22 protein-coding genes are annotated in these 23575 nt (G+C 66.5%); 16 read left to right on the forward strand and 6 right to left on the reverse strand.

Features of this window, described 5'->3' with window-relative positions; translation table 11 throughout:
* The first annotated feature begins 478 nt into the window (after positions 1 to 478).
* From PY310_RS15755 to PY310_RS15765, 3 genes are read left to right on the forward strand one after another with little or no spacing between them, the layout of a single operon-like run.
* The gene (locus PY310_RS15755; protein WP_275215408.1) at positions 479 to 2287 is read left to right on the forward strand and encodes a proline--tRNA ligase; all 1809 of its coding nucleotides are present in this window, start codon (positions 479 to 481) and stop codon (positions 2285 to 2287) included.
* A gap of 20 nt (positions 2288 to 2307) precedes the next feature.
* Positions 2308 to 3111, forward strand: coding sequence for a sulfite exporter TauE/SafE family protein (locus PY310_RS15760; RefSeq protein WP_275215409.1), 804 nt, complete (start codon positions 2308 to 2310; stop codon positions 3109 to 3111).
* A 45-nt stretch (positions 3112 to 3156) separates the two neighbouring features.
* Positions 3157 to 4548: a pyridoxal phosphate-dependent decarboxylase family protein gene (locus tag PY310_RS15765; protein WP_275215410.1), complete on the forward strand. Its 1392-nt coding sequence runs from the start codon at positions 3157 to 3159 to the stop codon at positions 4546 to 4548.
* Positions 4549 to 4651: 103 nt separating this feature from the next.
* Here PY310_RS15765 and PY310_RS15770 read toward each other — a convergent pair whose 3' ends face one another.
* The 3 genes from PY310_RS15770 to PY310_RS15780 are packed head-to-tail and all read right to left on the reverse strand — an operon-like array spanning position 4652 to position 7783.
* The gene (locus PY310_RS15770) at positions 4652 to 5794 is read right to left on the reverse strand and encodes an aminoglycoside phosphotransferase family protein (protein ID WP_275215411.1); all 1143 of its coding nucleotides are present in this window, start codon (positions 5792 to 5794) and stop codon (positions 4652 to 4654) included.
* Positions 5791 to 6519 (reverse strand): VIT1/CCC1 transporter family protein, encoded by a 729-nt coding sequence (locus PY310_RS15775; RefSeq protein WP_275215412.1) that lies wholly within the window; start codon positions 6517 to 6519, stop codon positions 5791 to 5793. Before PY310_RS15775 ends, PY310_RS15770 begins: the two co-directional genes overlap by 4 nt.
* A gap of 52 nt (positions 6520 to 6571) precedes the next feature.
* A complete protein-coding gene (locus PY310_RS15780; protein WP_275215413.1) occupies positions 6572 to 7783 on the reverse strand; it encodes a DUF4439 domain-containing protein in 1212 nt (403 codons plus the stop codon).
* A 106-nt stretch (positions 7784 to 7889) separates the two neighbouring features.
* Between PY310_RS15780 and PY310_RS15785 the strand changes: the two genes are divergently transcribed.
* The 5 genes from PY310_RS15785 (at position 7890) to rbfA (ending at position 13895) form a co-directional block, all read left to right on the forward strand.
* Positions 7890 to 8504, forward strand: a complete 615-nt coding sequence (locus PY310_RS15785) for a ribosome maturation factor RimP (protein WP_275215414.1) — start codon at positions 7890 to 7892, stop codon at positions 8502 to 8504.
* Positions 8504 to 9484 (forward strand): transcription termination factor NusA, encoded by a 981-nt coding sequence (gene nusA, locus PY310_RS15790; protein ID WP_275215415.1) that lies wholly within the window; start codon positions 8504 to 8506, stop codon positions 9482 to 9484. The genes PY310_RS15785 and nusA overlap by 1 nt, the downstream gene beginning before the upstream one ends.
* 188 nt (positions 9485 to 9672) lie before the next feature.
* On the forward strand, positions 9673 to 10062 hold the full coding sequence (locus tag PY310_RS15795) for a YlxR family protein (RefSeq protein ID WP_275215416.1): 390 nt from the start codon (positions 9673 to 9675) through the stop codon (positions 10060 to 10062).
* A gap of 152 nt (positions 10063 to 10214) precedes the next feature.
* Positions 10215 to 13142 carry a translation initiation factor IF-2 gene (gene infB, locus PY310_RS15800; protein ID WP_275215417.1) on the forward strand — a complete coding sequence of 976 codons (2928 nt, stop codon included), beginning with the start codon at positions 10215 to 10217 and terminating at the stop codon, positions 13140 to 13142.
* A 243-nt stretch (positions 13143 to 13385) separates the two neighbouring features.
* Positions 13386 to 13895, forward strand: a complete 510-nt coding sequence (gene rbfA / locus PY310_RS15805; RefSeq protein ID WP_275215418.1) for a 30S ribosome-binding factor RbfA — start codon at positions 13386 to 13388, stop codon at positions 13893 to 13895.
* Positions 13896 to 13968: 73 nt separating this feature from the next.
* Here the strand turns inward: rbfA and PY310_RS15810 are convergent, their stop codons facing one another.
* Positions 13969 to 15078 carry a ScyD/ScyE family protein gene (locus PY310_RS15810; protein WP_275215419.1) on the reverse strand — a complete coding sequence of 370 codons (1110 nt, stop codon included), beginning with the start codon at positions 15076 to 15078 and terminating at the stop codon, positions 13969 to 13971.
* A gap of 186 nt (positions 15079 to 15264) precedes the next feature.
* Between PY310_RS15810 and PY310_RS15815 the strand changes: the two genes are divergently transcribed.
* Both PY310_RS15815 and trxA read left to right on the forward strand, forming a co-directional pair.
* A complete protein-coding gene (locus tag PY310_RS15815) occupies positions 15265 to 15750 on the forward strand; it encodes a nucleoside deaminase (RefSeq protein WP_275215420.1) in 486 nt (161 codons plus the stop codon).
* A 14-nt stretch (positions 15751 to 15764) separates the two neighbouring features.
* On the forward strand, positions 15765 to 16199 hold the full coding sequence (gene trxA, locus PY310_RS15820) for a thioredoxin (RefSeq protein ID WP_275215421.1): 435 nt from the start codon (positions 15765 to 15767) through the stop codon (positions 16197 to 16199).
* A gap of 40 nt (positions 16200 to 16239) precedes the next feature.
* On the opposite strand, the gene PY310_RS15825 is transcribed toward trxA, so the two are convergent.
* Positions 16240 to 17403: a pyridoxal phosphate-dependent aminotransferase gene (locus tag PY310_RS15825; RefSeq protein ID WP_275215422.1), complete on the reverse strand. Its 1164-nt coding sequence runs from the start codon at positions 17401 to 17403 to the stop codon at positions 16240 to 16242.
* 126 nt (positions 17404 to 17529) lie between these two features.
* On the opposite strand from PY310_RS15825, the gene truB reads away from it, so the two are divergent.
* From truB to PY310_RS15840, 3 genes are read left to right on the forward strand one after another with little or no spacing between them, the layout of a single operon-like run.
* On the forward strand, positions 17530 to 18468 hold the full coding sequence (gene truB, locus PY310_RS15830; protein ID WP_275215423.1) for a tRNA pseudouridine(55) synthase TruB: 939 nt from the start codon (positions 17530 to 17532) through the stop codon (positions 18466 to 18468).
* A gap of 2 nt (positions 18469 to 18470) precedes the next feature.
* A complete protein-coding gene (locus PY310_RS15835; RefSeq protein ID WP_275215424.1) occupies positions 18471 to 18824 on the forward strand; it encodes a hypothetical protein in 354 nt (117 codons plus the stop codon).
* A 1-nt stretch (position 18825) separates the two neighbouring features.
* Positions 18826 to 19314 carry a hypothetical protein gene (locus PY310_RS15840; protein ID WP_275215425.1) on the forward strand — a complete coding sequence of 163 codons (489 nt, stop codon included), beginning with the start codon at positions 18826 to 18828 and terminating at the stop codon, positions 19312 to 19314.
* A 22-nt stretch (positions 19315 to 19336) separates the two neighbouring features.
* Here PY310_RS15840 and PY310_RS15845 read toward each other — a convergent pair whose 3' ends face one another.
* Positions 19337 to 19939, reverse strand: a complete 603-nt coding sequence (locus tag PY310_RS15845) for a DUF937 domain-containing protein (RefSeq protein ID WP_275215426.1) — start codon at positions 19937 to 19939, stop codon at positions 19337 to 19339.
* A 253-nt stretch (positions 19940 to 20192) separates the two neighbouring features.
* Between PY310_RS15845 and PY310_RS15850 the strand changes: the two genes are divergently transcribed.
* From PY310_RS15850 to kynU, 3 genes are all read left to right on the forward strand, one after another.
* Positions 20193 to 21176 (forward strand): bifunctional riboflavin kinase/FAD synthetase, encoded by a 984-nt coding sequence (locus PY310_RS15850; RefSeq protein ID WP_275215427.1) that lies wholly within the window; start codon positions 20193 to 20195, stop codon positions 21174 to 21176.
* Positions 21177 to 21243: 67 nt separating this feature from the next.
* Positions 21244 to 22098 carry a tryptophan 2,3-dioxygenase gene (kynA, locus tag PY310_RS15855; RefSeq protein WP_275215428.1) on the forward strand — a complete coding sequence of 285 codons (855 nt, stop codon included), beginning with the start codon at positions 21244 to 21246 and terminating at the stop codon, positions 22096 to 22098.
* Positions 22095 to 23354 carry a kynureninase gene (gene kynU, locus PY310_RS15860; RefSeq protein WP_275215429.1) on the forward strand — a complete coding sequence of 420 codons (1260 nt, stop codon included), beginning with the start codon at positions 22095 to 22097 and terminating at the stop codon, positions 23352 to 23354. Before kynA ends, kynU begins: the two co-directional genes overlap by 4 nt.
* The last annotated feature ends 221 nt before the right edge of the window (positions 23355 to 23575 follow it).

A 23575-nucleotide genomic window follows, 5' to 3' on the forward strand; every position in this document is an offset into this window, starting at 1 on the left:
CCTGAGCCCATTCCCGGATTTCTGCCACCCAAACATCATCGCTCACCCGTCATGATTAACAGGATCCTGGGCCGAAGTCCGATTAAAACGCCGACAGCACTGAAAATAAACGCGACTGTAATACTAGGGGCCGGCAGCCCCGCCGAAGTGGCGCTCATCACCTTCAAATGGAGAAACCCCTTGTCAACGGGGCCGCCATCCCATAGGTTCGATCTAGCTGCGCTGGAGTGGGTGGGCGGTCTCACCAGTCCTCACCAGTATCTAAGCGTCAACGGCCGTAGAGCCACGCCCGGATGCAATGACCAGCCGTTTACGGCCAGGGGCTTTGCGTTACCAGGCGTGGCTCTATTGCGTCCGCCCGCCAGCGGCCTGCGCCTCCTCCGCCAAGCGGGTGGTGGTTTGCCGGTAGATTAGTACCCAGACTAATTGCCCGGCTGTCCTTCCCGGCAGCCATTCCCCCAGAAACGGATACCCGCCCGTGGTCACACGACTGTCCCAGCTTTTCCTGCGCACACTCCGAGAAGATCCCGTCGACGCCGAAGTGGCCAGCCACCGGCTCCTGGTCCGGGCCGGCTACATCCGGCGCGCGGCGCCGGGCATCTACACCTGGCTTCCGCTCGGGCTCAGCGTGCTGCGCAAGGTTGAAGCGGTCATCCGTGAGGAGATGGCCGCGATCGGCGCCCAGGAAGTGCACTTTCCGGCCCTTTTGCCCCGGGAACCCTACGAGGCCACCAACCGCTGGACGGAATACGGCGAAGGCCTGTTCCGGCTCCAGGACCGCAAGGGTGCCGACTACCTGCTGGCGCCCACCCACGAGGAAATGTTCACCCTCCTGGTCAAGGACCTGTACTCCTCCTACAAGGACCTGCCGCTGAGCCTGTACCAGATCCAGAACAAGTACCGCGATGAGGCACGGCCGCGCGCAGGCCTGCTGCGCGGCCGCGAATTCATCATGAAGGACTCCTACTCCTTCGACATTGACGACGCCGGCCTGGACGCCAGCTACGCGGCCCACCGCGCCGCCTACATCCGCATCTTCGAGCGGCTGGGCCTTGAAGTCATCCCCGTGGCGGCCACCGCCGGCGCCATGGGCGGTTCCAAGAGCGAGGAATTCCTGCACCCCACCGAGGTGGGCGAGGACACCTTCGTTCGCTCCGCCGGCGGCTACGCTGCCAACGTTGAGGCCGTCACCACCGTGGTGCCCTCGGACATCGACTACAGCGGCGCCCCCGCCGCCGAGGTCTTGGACACCCCGGACACGCCCACCATCGACACCCTGGTGGCGTCCGCCAACCAGATCGCTCCCCGCTCCGAGGCCGACGGCGGCGCCTGGACCGGCGCCGACACGCTCAAGAACGTGGTCCTCGCCGTCACCCTGCCCACCGGGGAACGCCAGCTGGTCGTCATCGGCCTGCCGGGCGACCGGGGCGTGGACCTCAAGCGCGTGGAAGCCAACATCGGTTCCTTCCTGCCCATCGCCGGCGAGATCGGACTGGAAGCGGCCAACGACGAGGACCTCAAGAAGCAGCCGCTCATCGTCAAGGGCTACCTCGGCCCCGGCCTGACGCTCGACGAACCCCTGCTGGGCACCGAAAGCTCCACCAAGCTCCTGTACCTCGTGGATCCCCGTGTGGTCAGCGGCAGCGCCTGGATCACCGGCGCCAACGAGGCCGGCAAGCACGTATTCGGCCTCGTGGCCGGCCGCGACTTCGGCTGGGACGGCGTGATTGAGTGCACCGACGTCCGCGAAGGCGACCCGGCTCCGGACGGCTCCGGCCCGCTGGAACTGGCCCGCGGCATCGAAATGGGCCACATCTTCCAGCTCGGCCGCAAGTACGCCGAAGCCCTCGAGCTCAAGGTCCTGGACCAGAACGGCAAGCAGGTGGTGGTCACCATGGGCTCCTACGGCGTTGGCGTGACCCGCGCCGTTGCGGCCCTTGCTGAGTCCAACCACGACGACAAGGGCCTGACCTGGCCGCGTGCCGTCGCCCCCGCCGATGTCCATGTGGTGGCGGTGGGCCGCGGCGAGGAAATCTTCGCCGCCGCCGAGAAGCTGGCGCTGGACCTGGAAGCCGCCGGCCTGGACGTCATCTATGACGACCGCCCCAAGGTTTCCCCAGGCGTCAAGTTCGGCGATGCCGAACTGGTGGGTGTCCCCACCATCCTGGCCGTCGGCCGGGGCCTGGTGGACGGCGTCGTCGAAATCAAGGACCGTCGGAGCGGCCAGGCGGAGAACATTGCCGTGGACAAGGCTGTGGACTACGTGGTCACTGCCGTCCGCAGCTGATCCGCAGCTGATTTCGCACGGTGATATCCGGTTTCGAGTCGATCCAGCTCACCACGATCATCCTGATTGTGGTGGCTGGATTTGCTGCCGGCTGGGTGGACGCGGTGGTGGGCGGCGGCGGCCTGCTGCAGCTGCCTGCCCTGCTGCTGGTTCCCGGAATCACCCCGGTCCAGGCCCTCGCCACCAACAAGATGGGGTCGATTTTCGGGACTACCACCAGCGCGGTCACCTACTACCGCCGGGTTAAACCGGACCTTCGGACCGCCATCCCCATGGCGCTGATCGCCCTGGCCGGCAGCTTCGGCGGTGCCGTGCTGGCGGCCACCTTGCCGGCCAGTGTCTTCAAGCCGATCATCGTGGCCGCGCTGGTCGCCGTCGCGCTTTTTACCGCGCTGAAGCCCAGCGTCGGCGACATCACTGTGCTGCGCCATGACGGCCACAAGCATTACCTCGTGGCCTGCCTGATCGGTGCCGTGATCGGTTTCTACGATGGCCTGATCGGTCCGGGCACCGGCTCGTTCCTCATCATCGCGCTGGTATCGGCCATGGGGTATGCCTTCCTGGAAGCCAGCGCGAAAGCCAAGATCGTGAACATGGCCACCAACGCCGGCGCCCTGATCTTCTTCCTGCCCCACGGCTCGCTCCTCTGGGGTGTTGGCCTGGTGCTGGGCCTGTCCAACATGGCAGGCGGCTATTTGGGGGCCAGGACTGCCGTGAAGCAGGGGAGCAGGTTCATCCGGGTGGTGTTCCTCCTGGTGGTGGGCGCCCTGATCATCAAACTCGGTATCGACGTCTGGCAGGAAAACTTCGCCCAAGCGGGGTAGGGGGAATCCTCGCAGGCCGTCCCTGCCCCGGCGTACCATGCAGGTATGTCCGCAGGCGGGGAACCCTATTCGGAAGCATTGTCAGCCGCTGCCCGGCGGGCCGCCGCCTGGCTGGCGAGCCTGCAGGACCGTCACGTCGGGCCCACTCGAAGCGCCCACGACCTCGCGGCGGACTTCAACGGACCTCTCCCTGCCCAGGGCATGCCCGCCGCAGCGGTTGTGGAGTATCTCGCGGACAAGGCCGAGCCCGGGCTGATGGCCATGCCCTCCGGCCGCTTCTTCGGCTGGGTGATCGGCGGCACGCTGCCCGCCGCACTGGCTGCCGACTGGCTGGTGAGCGCCTGGGACCAGAACTCGGGCCTGCGCTACGCCACCCCTGCAATGGCCGCCATCGAAGAGGCAGCCGGTCACTGGCTGCTGGACCTCCTTGGCCTTCCCGCGGAGTCAGACGTGGGTTTCACCACCGGAGCGACCATGGCCAACTTCACCGGCCTGGCCGCTGCCCGGTGGCGGCTGATGGCCGATGCTGGCTGGGATCTCGACGGCGAGGGGCTTGCAGGTGCCCCGCGGATCCGGTGCTTCGTGGGCCAGGAACGTCACGAGACCATTGACCTCGGCCTGCGCTACCTCGGCCTGGGCCGGCCCGCTGCAGTACCGGCAGACGACCAGGGACGGTTGATCCCCGCGGAGCTGGACCGGCTGCTGTCCGAGGGGTCCGGGCCCGCGCTCGTCTGCCTCCAGGCCGGAAATCTCCACTCCGGCGCCTTCGACCCTTTCGAGGCTGCCATCGGGGTTGCCCGTCGGCACGGTGCCTGGGTCCACGTGGACGGCGCGTTTGGGCTGTGGGCCTCGGCGGTCCCCGAGCTCGCGCACCTTACGCAGGGCATGGCGCTGGCCGATTCGTGGGGGACCGATGCCCACAAAACCCTCAACGTTCCGTACGACTGCGGGATCGCCGTGGTCAGGGACAGCACCGCGCTGCGCAACGCCATGGGCCTGCACACCAGCTACCTGGTCCACGATGCCGAAGGCCCCGGCGACCCGTTCCAGAAGGTACCGGAACTGTCCCGCAGGGGCCGGGGCGTGCCTGTCTGGGCGGCACTCCGGTCGCTGGGGCGGGACGGTGTGGCGGGGCAGGTGCGCGGGCTTGCGGAGGCGGCTGCAAGCATCGGCCGCCGCCTTTCAGACGTGGACGGCGTCGAGGTGCTGAACAACGTGGACTATACCCAGGTTTCGCTGGCCTTCGGCGATGACGCCACCACCCGCGCGGTGACGGCCCGGGTGATCGAGGACGGAAAAGTGTGGATGTCGGGGTCACACTGGCAGGGCAGGGACGTGCTGCGCGTCTCGGTCAGTAACTGGAGCACAAACGCGGACGACGTCGGTACTGCCGTCGAGGCGGTCAGCTCGGCTCTTGCGGCGGTCCGGGCCGGTTGAAGTCGCTGGGTAAGGGGTCCCCGGGCGTCCGGCTTTGCGGCGGACCCTTTCGAGGGCGAGCGGCGAGCGGTGCACGGTGCGAGCGCTGCAGGGTGCACTGCGGTCAGGTCCCCGGTTCGGGCAGTTCGTGGGCGCCGGGAAGACCTTCGAGGGTATCTCCTGCGAGGGTACTGGCCACCCACAGCGACCTCGCCAGATCACCCTGATGGTCTGGGCTCGCGGCGTACCAAAGCGCATTGTCCACTTCACGCACCACCGCCCACTGGCGTGCCGCTTCGGCATCAAGGCCCGCCGCGGCAGTGAAATCCCGGCAACGCTTCAGCAGCCCGGCGGCCGGATTCTCCCGCGGCAGGTCGCCCAGGCGGTTCCACAACAGCGGGGCCACCGCGAATTCGGGTTCACCGATCATGGGCTGCGGGTCGATGGCGACGAAGATCCGTCCGCCGGCGCCCAGAATGCCGCCGGCCACAAGGTCACCCATAACCCCGCCGCCCCCAACACCGCCCTCCGCAACAGCGCCACCCGCAACACTGCCATCTGCAAGAGCGCCGTCTGCAACAGCTTCACCTGCAACACCGGTGGTTTCGGGCCGGGCCAGGATGTTCAAGAAATGGAAGTCGGTGTGCACCAGGACGTCCCGGCCCGAGCGCCTGCCCACGGCACCGCGGACCTGGCAGACTTCCAGCGCAGCTTCGAGCAGCCACCGGGGAAAGGGCCGGCCTTGTTGTTCCCAGTCGGCGGGAAGATCATCACTCCACTGTTCTGCCCTGGCCGCAATGTGGTCGAATTCCTGCCAGCCAGGTGTCTCCTCCGGTGCCAGGCTCAACTGCCCCATCAGCCCGCCCCAGACAACCGCGGCTTCCGCCAGGGGGACGCCCTGAAGGGAGCAGCCCGGATCAAGGCGCTCCAGGAGCATGGCGCAAGTGCCGGCGTCGGCCTCGAGCAGTCGGACGGCGCCCGCTCCGCCCCACAGTTCAAGCGCATGCCGCTCCGCACGTGCTTCGTCGTGGGGAAAGGCGATCTTGAGGGCGGCAGGCATCCGGTCCTTCCTGCGGACCGGAACCACCATGCCGCCGTGCCCGTGCCAGGGCAGCGCTCCCGCCGCCAGGTCCACCGACAGCTCCCAATGCTCCAGCCGTCCGTGCACCAGACCCGGGAGAGCGGAGAGCCAGGCCCGTCCGGCGCTGCTGTTTCCGTAGCGCGCGCTGAGGGCCGGCGGGACAGCTACTTCTGTCCGAAGGCTCACACCACGCCGCTAGCCCCGAGCAGGTTGCCGATCAGGAACGTGGCCACGAGGGCCAGCGCGCCGCCCACCACCACACGCACCGCTGCACGCATCTTCGATCCGCCACCGATCCAGGCTCCCAACGCGCCGGTGGCCGCAAGCGCCACCAGCACGGCAACGAAGGTCAGCGGGATTCTGACATCCGCGGGCGGCAGGAGGATCGCCAGCATGGGCAGGATCGCGCCGATCAGGAAGGCGACCGCTGAAGCGAAGGCGGCGTGCCAGGGGCTGACGATGTCCGTTTCATTAATGTTCAGTTCCGCGGACAGGTGGGCGCCCAGGGCGTCGTGGGCTGTGAGTTCGCGGGCCACTGTGCCGGCGGTTTCAGCACTGAGTCCCTTGGCCTGGTAGATCGCGGCAAGTTCGGCCAGCTCCTCCTCCGGCTCTTCGAGGAGTTCCCGGCGCTCCTTTTCAATCAGGGCCTGCTGGCTGTCCTTCTGGCTGCTGACGGAGACGTATTCGCCCAGGGCCATCGAGATCGCGCCGCCAACCACGCCTGCAGCGCCGGCCACCAGGATCGGGCCAGGTTCGTTGGTTACTCCCGCGACGCCAACCACGATGGCTGCCACGGATACGATTCCGTCGTTGGCGCCCAGCACACCGGCACGGAGCCAGTTGAGGCGGTGGGCGATGTCGTTGTGGTGCGGCTCGTTGTCGTGAAGAGCAGCTGCAGGTGCGTTGTCCATGACTTCAGCAAACCATCCGGGGCCGGGGACTGGCCAGTGTGCTGAGGCTACGCTAAGGCGTTCCGGGGGCCGGGGTGCCGCCGGGGGAAGGCCGTCGGTCCGCGGCGGGAAGCTGGGGCAGGGCGGATTCGTCCAGGATCACGCCGGCAACCGGCCCGGGGGATGCACCCCAGAAGGCCGTTCTCCGCGCCGCTGTTTGAAGGGCGGCGAGCGCCCAGCCGCGCCCAGCTCCGGCGCTGAGGGCCACGAGGTCACCGTACGCGGGGAGCGCTCCGGCTTCCAGCACCCCCAGTGCAGCGGCCGGATCTGCCAGGAAAGCCGTATCCAGGGCATAACCGGCGGGCGTTGGAGGCAAGACGGCGCACTGGGCGGCCGCCGCGTCCCGGGCAGCGTGGCGCAGGTCCTCATGCTGCGTGAGGAAGTCCGACGCCGGAGCCAGGGATGCCGGTGGAAGCCGGGTCAGTGCCGCCTGGTAGGCGTAGACGAGTTCCTGCTCCGCGCCTACTACCGACGTCAGGGACGATGCCAGGTCAGCCCCGCCCTGAGTCCGCGTCGTGGTGCAGCTGGCCACCGGTGATCCGGTGCCGGGGCCGGCAGAAGAAGACGCCGCGGGGGAAGGCGGGACGGAGGAGGAGGAGAACCCCGGGAAGGCCCCGGGCAACGTGGTGCCCGGAAGCGTGGCCAGCGGGGTACCCGTCGCCGCCGCAAGCTCCTCGGCCGCCAGGACCTGGGTAATGCCGGTGCCGCCGAGGAGGCGGGCCATGCCGCCGTCGGCCTTTTCAGCGTCAGCGAGCCGCCGGGCGCCACTCTCGTGGAGAGCAGCGGCCAGCTCAGCGGCCGGGGACGGCGCCGGGGGCGGGGCGGACGACGAAGGAACCGCCGAAGAGGAAGCCGTGGCCGGGCTCGCCGAATTTGACGCGCCGGGTGGCGTCGGCGATGCTGCAGGGAGTGCCTCAGCCGGCAGCATCAACGCCCGCGCCTGCATAGTCAGCAAAGTCACAGCGCGCTGCGATGCGGCAGCCGCCGGTCCCTGCCCGGCCCGCCCGGCGGCATCGCCGGCGGCCAGCGCAAGTGCCCTCAGGCGTACGGTGTCCGCGAACGCCGCGGCCCTGGCCTGCTCCGATATCGGCGGCGGGGCGGGGGCCTCCGGCTCCCGGGGGATCAGGACAAAGCCGAGGCTGAGCACCACCGCTGCCGCCAGGGCAAAAACGGCGTACCGGAAATAGCTTCTGCGGGGGCCGGATCCGGTGGTGTCGTCGTTCACAACAGACCATGTTGTCACGGCCAGGGGGCGCCGTGGTGCACCACTGCGGCCGGAAAATCGCTAGTCTAGTAGTCACAACATCATCTATTGGAAGGCGGCCGGCATCGTGAGCAATGCAGAAGCCACGGCTTCATCAGACCCTACCGGATCGGGTACGGCTGAAGCTGCGCCCGCCTACAATCCGGAAGCTGCACGACTCCGTGCCCTGCTCGAACCGGCGGTCCAGGCCAACCGCCTCTACCTCGAAGACGTGTCCATCATTCCCGGCTCCCACCGGGTGGTCCACGTGGTGGTGGACCTGCCGCAGGAGGAAACCGGCGGCGTGAACCTCGATGTCATTGCCGATATTTCCAGGGTCCTTTCGGATGTCCTGGACAATGATCCCGCGGATGACGGCCGGCCCTACGACCTCGAAGTGTCCTCACCCGGCGTCGGGCGTCCGCTGACCGAACCGAGGCACTGGCACAGGGCCAAGGGCCGGATGGTCAAGGTCAACGTCATCCAGGGCGAAAACGTCACCGGCAGGGTCCAGTCCGTGGACGAAACCGGCGTGACGATCATCCCGGAGATCGCCGTCAAGAAGGGCATGAAGCCCAAGCAGGGCGAGCCCCAAACACTTCCTTTCGACAGGATCCGTAACGGAAAAGTCGAGATCGAATTCAGCCACCTTGAAGAAGCTGGTCTGGAACCTGAGCACAATGGACCTTCTGAGGAGGCCTGATGGATATTGACATGAGCGCACTGAGGCTTCTGGAACGTGAGCGCGAAATCCCGCTGGACCTCCTGATCCCCACCATCGAGCAGGCGCTCCTGGTGGCCTACCACAAGTCGCCCGGAGCCTTTGAGAAGGCCCGCGCCGAACTGGACCGCAAGAGCGGACACGTGACCATCTGGGCCGTGGAAATTGACGACGACGGCGCCCCCATCGGCGAGTTCGAGGACACCCCGGCCGGTTTCGGCCGGATCGCGGCAAGCACCGCCCGCCAGATCATCCTGCAGCGCCTGCGCGACGTCGAGGACGACAACATCCTCGGCGAGTTCAAGGGCCGCGAGGGCGAACTGGTGGCCGGCCTGATCCAGCAGGGCAACAACCCGCACATGATCCAGGTCAACCTGGGCACGGTGGAGGCCCTGCTGCCGCCGCCCGAACAGGTGCCGGGGGAGAAGTACACCCACGGCAACCGGCTCCGCGCCCTGGTCATCGATGTGCACCGCGGGACCAAGGGCCCGTCCGTCACGCTGTCCCGGTCACACCCGGGCCTGGTACGGAAGCTGTTCGAGCTGGAGGTCCCGGAAATCGCGGACCGTTCCGTGGAAATCGTCGCCCTCGCCCGGGAAGCCGGTCACCGGACCAAGATCGCCGTCAAGGCCAACGCCGCCGGCATCAACGCCAAAGGTGCCTGCATCGGTGAAATGGGGTCGCGGGTCCGTGCGGTCATGACGGAACTGAACGACGAAAAGATCGACATCGTCGATTTCAGCGAGGACCCCGCCACGTTCATCGCCAGCGCCCTGTCCCCCTCACGGGTGAATTCGGTCACCATCATCGATGAAGCGACACGCTCCGCCCGCGTGGTGGTTCCCGACTACCAGCTCTCCCTGGCCATCGGCAAAGAGGGCCAGAATGCCCGCCTCGCAGCCAAGCTCACCGGGTGGCGGATCGACATCGTCTCGGACGCCGTCGCACCAACCCAAAGCTAGGCCGTCCAAACTCGTCCGCCGGCCCGGGATCAGCCCGGGGCGGCGGACCCGTTTCGGGCAGAACGCCCCGGAGGGGCTAGAATAGACAATGACCGCGCCTAAGGGCCGGTATTCGTGTGCCCTGAGTGTTTCCGCTCCTCCGATTGGTGGAGCGAACCCCGGGGCCGGCAGATATGAACGTCAGGAAGATGCTCACCGTGGCAGAAGTGCTTCACAGCGCGAAACAGCACAGCGAGGATCAACCGCAGCGTACCTGCATCGGATGCCGGAAGAAGGCTCCGCGGTCTGAGTTACTCCGGCTCGTCGCCGAAGGCAGCGGTTCCACCGCGGTGCTGGTAGACGAACGACGCCGGATGGCTGGCAGGGGTGCATGGCTGCACCCCAGCGAATCGTGCCTGGCCCTGGCGGTCAAACGGCGAGCATTCGGAAGGGCCCTTAACGGCGCAACCGGGTCTGCCGCCGTCGAACGCTGGATGATGGCACGTCAGCAAACCGCCGGCCGGCTGCAGGAGTCAGAGCACATGCCTCTGGCAGATGCGGCAACAACCGTCCAACCTGAAAGCGGGTCAGAAAACTGATGGAAACCCGATGAGTTCCCAGCGATGAGTGCGCAACGATGACAACTTTGTTGCGCTCTGCAATGGGCCTTTCAGCTGCAACCGCGGCTGGGGCCCGCAGTAAGAAGTAGACGGTTCGTGCCTGGCTCGGTGCGGACCGAGACAGGAGAAATGTGGCCAAGGTCCGCGTACACGAGCTCGCTAAAGAGCTCGGTATTACTTCCAAAGATGCAGTGACAAAACTGCAGGAACTGGGCGAATTCGTTCGCTCCGCCTCGTCAACGATTGAGGCCCCGGTGGTGCGGAAGCTCCGCAACGCCTACCCCGACGCCGCGGCAAAGGCTGCGGCCCCCGCAGCAGCGCCCAAGGCAGCTGCACCGTCGGCAGAATCACGTCCCGCAGCACCCGCTCCGGGTCCCGCAGCTCCCAAGGCTCCGGCAGCCCCTGCTGCTCCGGCGCCCGCTGCCGCCGCTCCCTCAGCACCGGCCGCCCCTGCTGCCGCAGCTCCCGCGGCGCCCGCAGCACCCGCTGCAGCAGCCCCGGCCGCAAGTGCCCCGTCCACCGGCGCCAAGCCCGGCGCCCGGCCCGCACCCAAGGCCGAAACCCCGGCCGCGCCCGCCCGTCAGGGTGGATCGGGCTCGCAGGGCGGCTCCGCTCCGCGTCCCGGCGGCCCCCGTCCGGGCAACAACCCGTTCGCCACGTCCCAGGGCATGCCCCGCGGCCGCGGCGGCGACGGAGAGCGTGCTCCGCGTCCGGGTAACAACCCCTTCGCTCCCTCGCAGGGCATGCCCCGCGCTGGTGGCCGTCCCGACGGCGACCGTCCCGGTGGTCCGCGTCCCGCAGCCGGTGCAGGTGGCCCCCGTCCGGGTGGCGCTGGTGGTGCGCGTACCGCGCCTGGTGCAGGCGGGCCCCGTCCCGCTGCTGGCGCAGGTGGACCCCGCCCGGGTGCACCGCGTCCCGCGGGTGCCGGTGGAAACCGTCCTACTCCGGGCATGATGCCCAACCGCACTGAGCGTCCCGCACCCGCTGGTGCGGGACGTCCCGGCGGCGGAGCCCGTGGACCCGGACGTCCCGGTGGCGCTCCAGGCACCGGCGGCGCTCCCGGCACCGGTGGCGGCGCTCCCGCCGGCGGTGGCTTCGGCAAGGGCGGCCGCGGTCGCGGCGGCACCCAGGGTGCCTTCGGCAAGGGCGGCGCAGGCCGTGGCAAGCAGCGCAAGTCGAAGCGTGCCAAGCGCCAGGAACTCGAGCAGATGAGTGCTCCGTCGCTGGGTGGCGTGAGCGTACCCCGCGGCGACGGCAACACTGTTGTCCGGCTGCGCCGCGGTTCGTCCATCACGGACTTTGCCGACAAGATCGAGGCAAACCCCGCAGCACTGGTGACCGTGCTCTTCCACCTCGGCGAAATGGCTACGGCCACCCAGTCGCTGGATGAAGAAACGTTCGCACTGCTCGGTGAGGAGCTTGGCTACAAGCTCCAGGTTGTGTCCCCCGAGGACGAGGAGCGCGAGCTGCTCTCCGGGTTCGACATCGACTTCGACGCCGAACTGGAAGCCGAAGGCGACGAAGACCTCGAAGCCCGTCCTCCGGTTGTCACCGTCATGGGCCACGTTGACCACGGTAAAACCCGCCTGCTCGACGCCATCCGCAAGTCCGACGTTGTTGCGGGCGAACACGGCGGCATCACGCAGCACATCGGTGCTTACCAGGTCACCCACACCCACGAAGGCGAAGATCGCAAGATCACCTTCATCGATACTCCGGGCCACGAGGCGTTCACCGCCATGCGTGCCCGTGGTGCCAAGGTCACCGACATCGCCATCCTGGTGGTCGCAGCGGACGACGGCGTTATGCCGCAGACCGTTGAAGCCCTCAACCACGCACAGGCAGCCAATGTGCCGATCGTGGTTGCAGTGAACAAGATCGACAAGGAAGGCGCCAACCCGGACAAGGTCCGCGGCCAGCTGACCGAGTACGGCCTGGTTCCCGAGGAATACGGTGGCGACACCATGTTCGTGGAGGTCTCTGCCCGCCAGAACCTCAACATCGACGCCCTGCTCGAGGCCGTCCTGCTCACCGCAGACGCCGCCCTGGACATGCGCGCCAACCCGAACAAGGACGCCCGCGGTATTGCGATTGAAGCGAACCTGGACAAGGGCCGCGGTGCAGTTGCCACCGTCCTGGTGCAGTCCGGAACCTTGCGTGTCGGCGACACGATCGTGGCAGGCACGGCTCACGGCCGCGTCCGCGCCATGTTCGACGACGACGGCAGTGCACTGACCGAGGCCGGCCCGTCCCGCCCCGTGCAGGTGCTGGGTCTGTCCAACGTGCCGCGCGCCGGTGACACCTTCTTTGTGACCGCTGACGAGCGCACCGCCCGCCAGATCGCCGAGAAGCGTGAAGCAGCCGACCGTAACGCCGCCCTGGCCAAGCGCCGCAAGCGCATCAGCCTCGAAGACTTCGACCAGGCCGTGGCCGATGGCAAGATCGACACCCTCAACCTCATCCTCAAGGGTGACGTTTCCGGTGCCGTGGAAGCCCTCGAAGACGCCCTGCTCAAGATCGACGTTGGCGAAGGCGTGCAGCTGCGCGTCATCCACCGCGGTGTGGGTGCCATCACGCAGAATGACGTCAACCTGGCGACGGTCGACAGTGCCGTCATCATCGGCTTCAACGTCAAGCCTGCCGAGCGGGTTGCCGAACTGGCAGACCGTGAAGGCGTGGACATGCGCTTCTACTCCGTCATCTACGGCGCAATCGATGACATCGAGATGGCCCTCAAGGGCATGCTCAAGCCGGAGTACGAAGAGGTCCAGCTGGGCACCGCCGAGGTCCGCGAAGTGTTCCGTTCCTCCAAGTTCGGCAACATTGCAGGCTCCATCGTTCGCTCGGGCATCATCCGACGCAACACGAAGGCCCGCGTCAGCCGCGACGGCAAGGTCATCGGTGACAACCTCACCGTTGAGACGCTCAAGCGCTTCAAGGACGACGCCACCGAGGTCCGCACGGACTTCGAGTGTGGTATCGGTCTTGGTTCGTACAACGACATCAACGAAGGCGACATCATCGAGACCTTCGAGATGCGCGAAAAGCCGCGCGTCTAGTCGTTCTGGTTCAAAAGGTGCGGGGCTGCTGGATTTTTTCCGGCGGCCCCGCCCCTTCGCTGGGCGGCCTCCGTCTTACGACGTCGGCCGCCCAGCTTCGGCAGGCCCGATGCCACTCCCTGGCCGCCGGAAAAAATCCAACGGGAGTCCATCGTTGACTCGCCGTAGTGCGTGGCAGAAAACTGAAACGTACGACGCAGCCCGTCAGGCGCCGTCGTACATCCCAAATTTTTAGGAGTGGAAATGGCTGATCCCGCACGGGCTGCCAAGTTGGCGCAGCGGATCAAGGTTGTTGTTGCGGAGGCTCTGGGCCGGAAGGTTAAGGACCCCCGGCTGGAGGGCATTACCGTTACTGATGCCCGGGTGACCAATGATCTGCAGCATGCCACGATCTACTACACCGTCTTTGGTGACCAGGCTGTGCAGTCGGACGCTGCCAAGGGGCTGGAGAAAGCCAAGGGTGTCCTCCGGCAGGAAGTGGGCCGGAACGTTACCGTCCGGTTGACGCCCACCCTGGAATTCGTGGCCGACCAGATCCCTGTTGTTGCCTCCAACCTCGAGGAACTCCTGCGGGAAGCCAAGAAGCGTGACGCCGAGGTGGCCGCGTTGGCCGAGAACGCCAAGCACGCCGGCGACGCCGATCCCTACAAGAGCGATACACCTGCCGACGTAGAGATCGACGAGGACGACTTCGACGAAGAGGACCTTGACCTCACCGACGACGAACGCCTCGACGAAGACGGCAACAAGTAGATCCTGACGCATGAGGGCCCGGCCTGCAGCAACTGCAGACCGGGCCCTCCCGCGTATCCAGGCACCTGGGTGCCTAGTCGATGCTGACCTTTAGGACCGTGCCGGCAGGTGCCCCCGGGCCGAAACCGGCCGTGGCGTAGAGGGTGTCTCCGCTCAGTTCCACTGCTGCGGGGCCGTTGACGGCCAGGAACTGCGTCGCCTCGCGGCTCCGCGCATCGATTTTGACGATCTCATTGCCGAATATCGACGCCGCATAAACGTCGCCGTTGTCGGCCACCGCAATCCCCGTGGGGCTTAGGATGTCATCTGCCCACAGGCGGGTGGCGCCGGTCCAGGGATTGACCTTGAAGATCGCACCCCTGGCTCCGAAGGACGGGTCCTCGGGGCCGCCAGGGAGTGTGGAAACGTACAGCCAGCCGTCGGGGCCGATCTCGACGTCCGTTGGCACCGGTTCAAACGCATACTCGTGGCCAACAACGCAAGCAGGAGCCTCAACCGTCCCGCCCGCCATGTCGATCGGGATCCTGGCGCCGGCGGTGATGACGGCCGGCCGCGGCGGCAGCACGGCGAGGGTGGAGATGTCACCGGTCGCCGCATCGACTTCCAGGATGGCGTTGGCACCGGCGTCGGCGATGTAGAGGGTGTCACCCTCAACCGCCGTGGCATAGGGATGCGAGTCAACCACGCCTTCATACCGGGCCGGCGGGAAGGCGGGCCACCCCTTCAGGCAATCGGCGGAAACATCGTCACCGAACCCGTAGTGCTGATCGCCGTCCGGGTTGTTGGCACGTTCAAAGCCGGCGAGGTCGGCAATGGTTCGTACTTTGCCCGCCTGGTCGACGGACTTCACGTAGCCCTTGAGCGCAGCCGGGTTTCCGCCGCCGGCCCCCACGCTCTCCAGGAAGTAGGTGGTTCCGCCCCGGGTTTCGACGCCGGCTACGTCCCACTGCGCCTTGGTGTAAAGGTTGGTGAGCCCGCCGCCGTCCCTGACCCGGTCCAAGCGGCCGGCAAAATTCTGCGTGACGAGGACCGAATCGTTCTTGTCCACCGCAAGGCTCAATGGAGCAAGCAACCCGTGGGCGAGGGTTGCCGGCTCTGATGGCGTTCCAGCCACGGCCGGTGCCAAGGGAATAACTAACGCAGCCGCGATCAGGCACGCGGCGAGGGGAAACTTCTTCTTCACAGCATCCTCCGGATTGAGGCGCGCCACCCTGCAGACGGGGCGGGGCAATGAGACCAAAGTTGATGTGGACTTATATAACCCCCGGGCGCAAGAATAGTCCGCCGGGGCAGCGCCGTCGACTGAATTTCCCCCTCCGGTGCCCCCTCTTTTGCCCCCGGAGAGCCGCGTCATGGCTAGGATCGAGCTATGAGCCAGGCGAGCGAGAACCACGATGCCACCCCGTACCTCCAACAGGCCATTCAGCTGGCCATCCGGAACGTCGAGGACGGGGGCGGTCCTTTCGGCGCACTGGTGGTGACACTGGACGGCAGCATCCATGAAGGCGTTAACCGGGTCACCCGCGACAACGACCCCACCGCCCATGCAGAAGTCGTGGCCATCCGGACCGCTGCCAGCTCCACGGCAACCTTCGATCTCAGCGGCGCGGTCCTTTACACCAGCTGCGAGCCCTGCCCGCTCTGCCTGTCGGCCGCGCTCTGGGCGCGGATTGACCGGGTTTACTTTGCGGCGGACCGCCATGGTGCAGCGGCAGCAGGTTTCGATGATGCGCTCTTCTACGACTATTTTGCGGGCACCCGGCCGGAACTGATGCCTGTGGCACACGAGGCCGTTCCGACGTCGGACGCCCCTTTCGAAGCGTGGCGCGCCAATGCGCAACGGACCGAATACTGAACCCGGAGGCACCCGTGGAACCTGCACTGATCAAATGTCCAAGTTGCGGAAAGACCAACCGGGTCCCGGCGGTTGCGTCCGGCCGCCCGCGTTGCGGAAACTGCAAGCAGGGGCTGCCCTGGATCACCACGGCGGGCGATGATGATTTCGCCGTCGTCGCAGAACAGTCCCCGGTCCCGGTGCTCGTGGACTTCTGGGCCGCCTGGTGCGGGCCCTGCCGGATGGTGAGCCCTGTCCTGGACCAGCTGGCCACGGAACGTGCCGGCGGCATCAAGCTCGTCAAGGTCGACGTTGACCGGGCGCCGCAGCTCTCCAGCCGGTTCGATGTCCAGGCCATCCCCACCCTGATGGTCATGGCCGGGGGCAAAGTGCTGGCGAAACAGGCCGGCGCGGCACCGGCTGCCACCATGCGCTCGTGGCTGGATTCGGCGCTGGCCGGCCAGTCCTGAGCGCAGCGGAGCTCCTCACCGGGAGCGCCGAATCAGTGGACTATCCGCCGGCAGGCAGCCGGGCCAGTCCGTCAACGAGGTCCTGCCGGCTGCCGCACAGCGCAATCCGGACCCAGCCCTCGCCGATGCTGCCAAAGGCGGTGCCGGGTGCCAGTGCCACGCCGGAGTCAGCCAGGAATCGGTGCGTCCAGGCCCTGACGTCCCCGCCACTTGCGTGGGAGACATCAGCCCAAAGGTAAAAAGCGCCCTGCGCGCCCAGGTAGCGGATGCCTTTTGCCGCCAGCACAGCGGAGGCGGCGTCCCGATTGGCGCGGTAGTGCGCGTGGGCTGTGTCCACGTAGTCCTGCGGGCCGGTCAGGGCGGCAAGCGCTGCGTACTGGGAGGGCGAGGCCACGCAGGAGACGATCGCTTCCATCACGTTGTTCATGGTCCGTTCCAAACCGGGCGGACAGATCAGCGCCCCGATCCTCAACCCCGTCAGCCCGTACGTCTTGGACAGGGTCAGGGAAGTGAAGACGCGCGCCTCGCCCGGGACGTCGCTGTCGAACCGTGCGGGGCTGACATGCGGAACGTCATAGGTGAAGGCCTCATAACACTCGTCAGAAATGATCCAGAGGTCATGCCTGCGCGCCAGTTCCACGAGTTGCCGGGTGAGGTCCTCGCCCAGGACCGCTCCCAACGGGTTGGACGGCGAGTTCAGGATCAGCACGCGCGTCCGGTCGGTGATGAGCTCCTCAAGATCCTGGATCCTGGGCTGGAAGTCGTGGTCCGGATACAGCGGGTAGCCCACCGGGACGGCATTCAGCAGCCCGGCAGTCATGGCGAAAGTGGGGTAGCCCGGATTAGGGATGAGCACTTCGTCGCCGGGGGAGAGGAGAAGACTCATGGCAAAGTGCAGGCCCTGTTGGGCGCCGTCCACGACGTAGACCCGCTCGGCTCCGAGGGAACCCTGGTCCAGCCCGGCGCGTTCCCGGAACCTGACCGCGAAGGCTTCGCGCAGAGCCGGGATGCCGGCATTCGGTGTGTAGTTGGTCTCATCCCGGTCCAGGCAGGCCATGCCGGCCTCCAGCACATGCCGGGGGAGCGGAAAACCGGGTTCGCCGATGCTGAGCACCATTGCTCCGGGTGTCCGCCACGCGGCCTCGGTGATTTCGCGGATCTGGTTAACGGGTACGTCTCGGGCGTGCACGGCAAGCTCAGGCATGCCTGCCATCCTAACCGGCGCTTCCCGGCACGCCCGGCGCGCCCCGTATCCTGACCCTCACCCGACCCCGAGGCGGGGTTCGACCCGTGGCCGGGGGCTGATGCCGGCGCCGATATACTGGGGAGCGTGCTTTCTGGACTGGTGATAGTGGACAAACCGCAGGGATGGACCAGCCACGATGTGGTTGGTCGGATGCGGCGCATCGCCGGAACCCGGAAAGTGGGCCACGCCGGGACCCTGGACCCCATGGCAACGGGCGTGCTGGTAGTCGGGATCAACAAGGCCACGCGCCTGCTCACCTACATTGTGGGCACCTCCAAGACCTATACGGCCACCATCCGCCTCGGCGAGTCCACCATCACGGATGACGCCGAAGGCGACGTTGTTGCCACCGTCAGTGCCGCCGTCGTCACCGATGAGGCAATTCACGACGGCGTGGCCGCGCTCACGGGCGAAATCCAGCAGGTGCCCAGCAGCGTCAGCGCCATCAAAGTGAACGGCGAACGCGCCTACGCCAGGGTCCGGTCCGGCGAAGAAGTAAAGCTCGCGGCCCGTCCGGTCACCATCCACCGTTTCGATGTCCATGGCATCCGGCGGGAGCGGGGCGGGGAGGTCCTTGACATCGACGTCACCGTCGAATGCTCCTCCGGCACGTACATTCGGGCGCTTGCCCGTGACCTCGGCAACGGGCTGGGCGTAGGAGGACACCTCACGGCCCTCCGCCGGACCCACGTTGGCCCCTATTCACTGGACCAGGCCCGCACCCTCGAACAGCTGGCCGAAGAACTGACGGTCCTGGAAATGTCCCAGGCCGCCCGGGCCCTGATGCCCAACCGCGAACTGACTGTTGAGGAAACCACCGAGATATCCTTCGGCCGCCGGATCGCCGCCGGGGCGCCCGCAGGAAGTCCAGAGGCGGCGTCGGTAGAGCGTCCCGCGGCTGCTTTTGCACCGGACGGGAGCCTGGTGGCGCTGCTGGCCGATTCGGGTACTTATGCCAAACCGGTGCTCGTGTTCGCGCCAGGCAACGCCGCGTCCGCGGCGGTCACTGGCGGGGACGCCTAGGAATGGACGCATTTTTCTACATCATTCTTGTGGTTGGCCTGCTCTCAAGTGGAACCTGCCTGGTGGCCGGCATCCTCAAGAAGGCACCCAACGACATCACCATTCTGTCGGTCGCGGCCGTGGAACTCGCCCTCGTGGTCTACCTCGTGGGCTCCATCGTAAGGGTGATCGCAGGCGAACCGATCGCCGGGGAAGCCTGGGAATTCTGGGGCTACCTGGCCACCGCCATGCTCCTGCCGCCGGCCGCCGTGTATTGGTCCATCCTTGAACGGACCCGCTGGAGCAATTTTGTCCTGGCCGCCGTCGGCGTCACCGCACTGGTGATGGCCGCCCGAATGAACCAGATCTGGTACTGACATGGAAGAAGCCCGCCACGTGAAAGCTCCTCATCCCGACGCGACGCCGAACCACGAATCGGCCAGGACCGATACCCGCAGTACCCGAAACACCGGGCCGGGCCGGCTTTTGATTGCTGTCTATGCCGTGTTTGCCATCTCAGCCACCGCGCGGGCCGGCTACCAGATCCTGACCAAGTTCTCGGATGCCCCGCTGGCCTACCTGCTGTCCGCTTTCGCCGCGGTGGTGTACCTCGTGGCCACCGTCTCCCTTGCCAAGGCAGGCACCACCTGGTTCAAGGTCTCGCTGGCCGCCGTGCTGGTGGAACTCATCGGAGTTCTTGTGGTGGGCGCCCTGAGTGTCTTCGATCCTGTCGCCTTCCCGCACGAAACGGTCTGGTCGCTCTTCGGCCGTGGCTACGCGTTCATTCCGCTGCTTCTCCCGATCCTTGGGCTTATCTGGCTGTACCGTCGCCGCCCGGGCAGGGGCGAAACGGTCGCGGGGGACTAGCTTCTCCTCCTGGGTGAGATGCCTATCTCTTGCCGAAAAGGCCGCCCAGCCCGCCCAGGACGCTGTCCAACACCGAACCCTGCCCCGCCCCGGCGCTTCCGCCTGCCCCTGCCCCCGCGCCAAGGATTCCGCCCAAAATGCCGCCCAGGTCGATGCCGCCGGCCTGTCCTCCTCCGGCCCCCGTCCCGCCGGTTTGGGCAGCCTGACCGCTGCCGCCCTGCCCGAAGATCTTCTTGGCGAGGTAGGACATCACGATCGGTGCCAGGATCGGCAAGGCCTTCCGGATAAGGTCACCGCCCACACCGCCCAGCCCGGCAGTGCCCGCCAGCTGCGCGGCCACCTGGTCCTGCTGGCCGCCAAACACGTGGCCAACAATCTTTTCGCCGTCGGACGCATCAACCTGGCTGACGTCAACGCCGCCGTCCAGCAGGCCGTCCTGGTGCTGGCCGAGAGCCGATTGAAGCGAGGCGGCGCCGTCGGGAGCCTGCGCATTGTGGTGCATGCCTGCCAGCAGGGTGGGCAGCGCCGCTTCCACGGCGGTCTGTGCGGAGGCCGGATCGGTCCCCAGCACGGACGCCACTTGATTGACGTCAATCTGGTTCAGGAGCTCTTGAATCTCGGTCATGAGGTACCCCTTCAGCGCCGCGACGGTTCGCGGACATGGTTATTTGTGGCACGCGCGGTGTGGAATAGGAGGATTGCCCTTGCATCGTAGTCCCGGCGCCCGGCCTGCCACTAGGGGACGGCCGCGTGAAATAGCGGCTGCCGGCCGGCCCAGGGCCGCGTCAGGAGGGCATGCTGAATGCGGGTAATCTTAGAGAGTTCCGGCGCCGGCGCGTTCGGATAGATGTCAGTGCAGGCAGTAAAAGGCGAGGGTGATGGTCTACATCTGGAACGATCCGTCCGAGGTCCCGGCGGACTTTGGTTCTTCAGTGGTCACTTTCGGCAACTTCGACGGCGTCCACCGGGGCCACCAACAGGTGCTCTCCGAGCTCATCCGGTCCGCGCGCCTCCACGGGACCAAAGCCGTGGCCGTCACCTTTGATCCGCACCCGGCCCTGATCCACCGGCCGGAGACTGCACCCGAGATGATCATGGGCCTGGAGGACAAACTGGTGGCCATGGGCGAGCTGGGCCTGGACGGCATTCTGGTGATGAAGTACTCACTGAACCTGGCGAGCCTGACCCCGGAGGAATTTGTGGGCCAGGTCCTGGTGGACACCCTCCACGCCAGCCACGTGGTCATTGGCCACGACGCGCGGTTTGGCCGGGGAAACTCCGGCGACCTCGACACCATGAAGCAGCTCGGCGAAAAGTTCAACTTCGACGTTCAGGTGATCAGCGAGTTCGGCTCCGAAGGGTACCCGCTGCATAACGACGGCGGCACAGACCGCCGTTGTTCCTCCACGTGGGTGCGGGAGGCCTTGCAGGAGGGCGATGTCGCCACCGCTGCAGAAGTATTGGGACGCCCCCACCGGATGCGTGGGGAAGTGGTGCACGGCGCTGCCCGCGGACGTGCCCTGGGATTCCCGACGGCCAACCTCTCCCACGAGGCAAGCGGGTTTGTGCCGGCGGATGGAATCTACGCAGGCTGGCTGGTGGACCAGGCGGGAAAGCGCTGGCCGGCCGCAATCTCGGTGGGCTCCAACCCCACGTTCGACGGGGTGAGCCGCCAGGTCGAGGCCCATGTGATTGACCGTCCGAATGAAGACGTGGAGGACTTCGATCTGTACGGCCAGACAGTAGTGGTCGAATTTGTGGCGCGGCTGCGGGGCATGGTGGCTTACCGTGGGCCTGAGGCCCTCGTTGACCAAATGCGGCTGGACGTCATCCAGGCCCACGAACTCCTGGCAAAGCGCTGACCCGGGGCCGCCATCACGGATGGCGGCGCAGCAACAGGCAGGCCGTAGCAGGGAGAAAGGCAGCGCAGTGACGATAGAGAAGAACACCCGCAAGCTGGACAAAGGAATTGTCCGCGATTTCAGTTCCCGGATGAGCTACGCCTCTTACCTCCAGCTGCCCACGCTTCTCAGCGCCCAGCAGCCTGTCAGCGAGCCTGAGCACCACGACGAAATGCTGTTTATCATCCAGCACCAGACCACGGAGCTGTGGCTGAAGCTGGTGCTGCACGAGCTCCGCAGTGCCGCTGCCCGGCTCCGCGCCGATGATCTTGGTTCCGCGCTCAAGGGCATCGCCCGGGTGAAACACATCCAGAAGACGCTCACCGAACAGTGGTCAGTACTCGCCACGCTGACGCCCACGGAATACTCCCAGTTCCGAAGCTTCCTGGGGAATTCTTCCGGCTTCCAGTCCAGCCAGTACCGCGCCGTGGAGTTTGTCCTCGGCAACAAGAACCGCAAGATGCTGCCGGTGTTCGAATCGGATCCGGCTGCCCACTCCATGCTGACGGAACTGCTCAACGCACCCAGCATCTACGACGAGTTCCTCTCGTACCTCGACCGGCAGGGCTACAGCGTGCCCCAAACCGTGTTGGCGCGGGATGTCACCAAGGCCCACGAATTCTGCCCCGAACTGGTGCCGCTCTTCAAACACATCTACGAGAACGCCGCAGAGAACTGGGGCGCTTACGAGGCCTGCGAGGAACTTGTCGACCTTGAAGACAACTTCCAGCTGTGGCGTTTCCGGCACCTGCGTACGGTTCAGCGGACCATCGGCATGAAATCCGGAACCGGCGGATCCAGTGGCGCCGCGTTCCTGCAAAAAGCCTTGGAGCTCACCTTTTTCCCGGAACTTTTCGCCGTACGGACGGAGATCGGCCAATGAGCAGCACTACGGATGCGCGGATGGAAAATCACGACGCCGCGGCCCTGCTGGCCCGGGCTGAACACCTTGACGGCATGGACCCGCTGGCCCGCTGCCGCGACCTGTTCATCGGCACGGACACGGACCTGTCCTACCTCGATGGCAACTCCCTTGGCCGCCCCCTGAAAAGGACGGTTAACGACATCGGCACCTTCATCCAGGACGGGTGGGGCGGGCGGCTGATCCGCGGCTGGGACGAGGAATGGCTGGACCTGCCGCAGGCCATCGGCGACCAACTGGGACGGACAGTGCTCGGCGCCGCGCCGGGCCAGACCATTATCGCCGACTCCACCACCGTGGTGCTCTACAAGCTGATCCGTGCCGCCCTGGCTGTCGTGACGGACCCTGCCCGGACCGAGATCGTCCTGGACACCGAGAACTTCCCCACTGACCGCTACCTCGTTGAGGGCATCGCCCGCGAGGAAGGACTGAGCCTCCGGTGGATCGAAGCCGATCCGGCGGCAGGGGTGACCCCGGACCAGGTGCGGGACGCAACCGGAGCGGCCACCGCCGTCGTACTTTTGAGCCATGTGGCGTACCGCTCCGGGTTCCTGGCCGATCTGCCGGCCATCACGGAGATCGCGCACAGCGCGGGGGCCCTTGTGGTCTGGGACCTTTGCCATTCCGCCGGCTCCGTGGAACTGGACCTCGATGGCGCGGGTGTGGATTTTGCTGCCGGGTGCACCTACAAGTACCTCAACGGAGGACCGGGTTCGCCGGCCTTTGCGTATGTCAACGCGCGTCACCTGCCCGGTCTCCGTCAGCCGATCTGGGGCTGGATGGGGCGCAAGGACGCGTTCGAGATGGCTGCAGGCTACGAGCCCGCACCCGGCATCCGGGGTTTCCTCAGCGGCACACCGGCCATTTTCGGAATGCTGGCCATGCGCGGAAGCCTGGATCTCATCGAGGAAACCGGCATGGCGGCCATCAGGCGGAAATCGCTGCAACTGACCGCGTTCGCCGTGGAGCTTTTCGACGCGTGGCTCAAACCGCTGGGGGTGGAACTGGCGACACCGCGGGAACCGGAGCGGCGGGGGAGCCACGTCACCCTGGACCATCCGGCCTTCCGGAACGTGACCGCTGCGCTGTGGGAACGCGATGTCATCCCGGATTTCCGGGCACCCCACGGCATCCGGATTGGACTGTCGCCGCTGAGCACCAGCTTCGCCGAGGTGCACCGGGGAATGGCCGCCGTGCGGGATCTCCTGCAGCCGTAACTGTCCGCCGCGGGGTCCGTACGTTCCGCCGCACTTTCTGCGCCGGAGCGGCGGTTTCGACAAGTCTGTGGCCCTGCCGGTAAACTGAACGTTGGATCTGGCTGCAGTCCGTGGCGGCTGGTTCCTGCCATGCGTGGAAAAATCCTGATTTACAGGGAGTTCCTGCGCGGGCAGACCCGGCAGTGAGTTACTGATTCGGGCCTCACGGCACATCTCTAGGA

It is taken from the genome of Pseudarthrobacter naphthalenicus, assembly GCF_029076445.1.
Lineage (GTDB): Bacteria > Actinomycetota > Actinomycetes > Actinomycetales > Micrococcaceae > Arthrobacter > Arthrobacter naphthalenicus.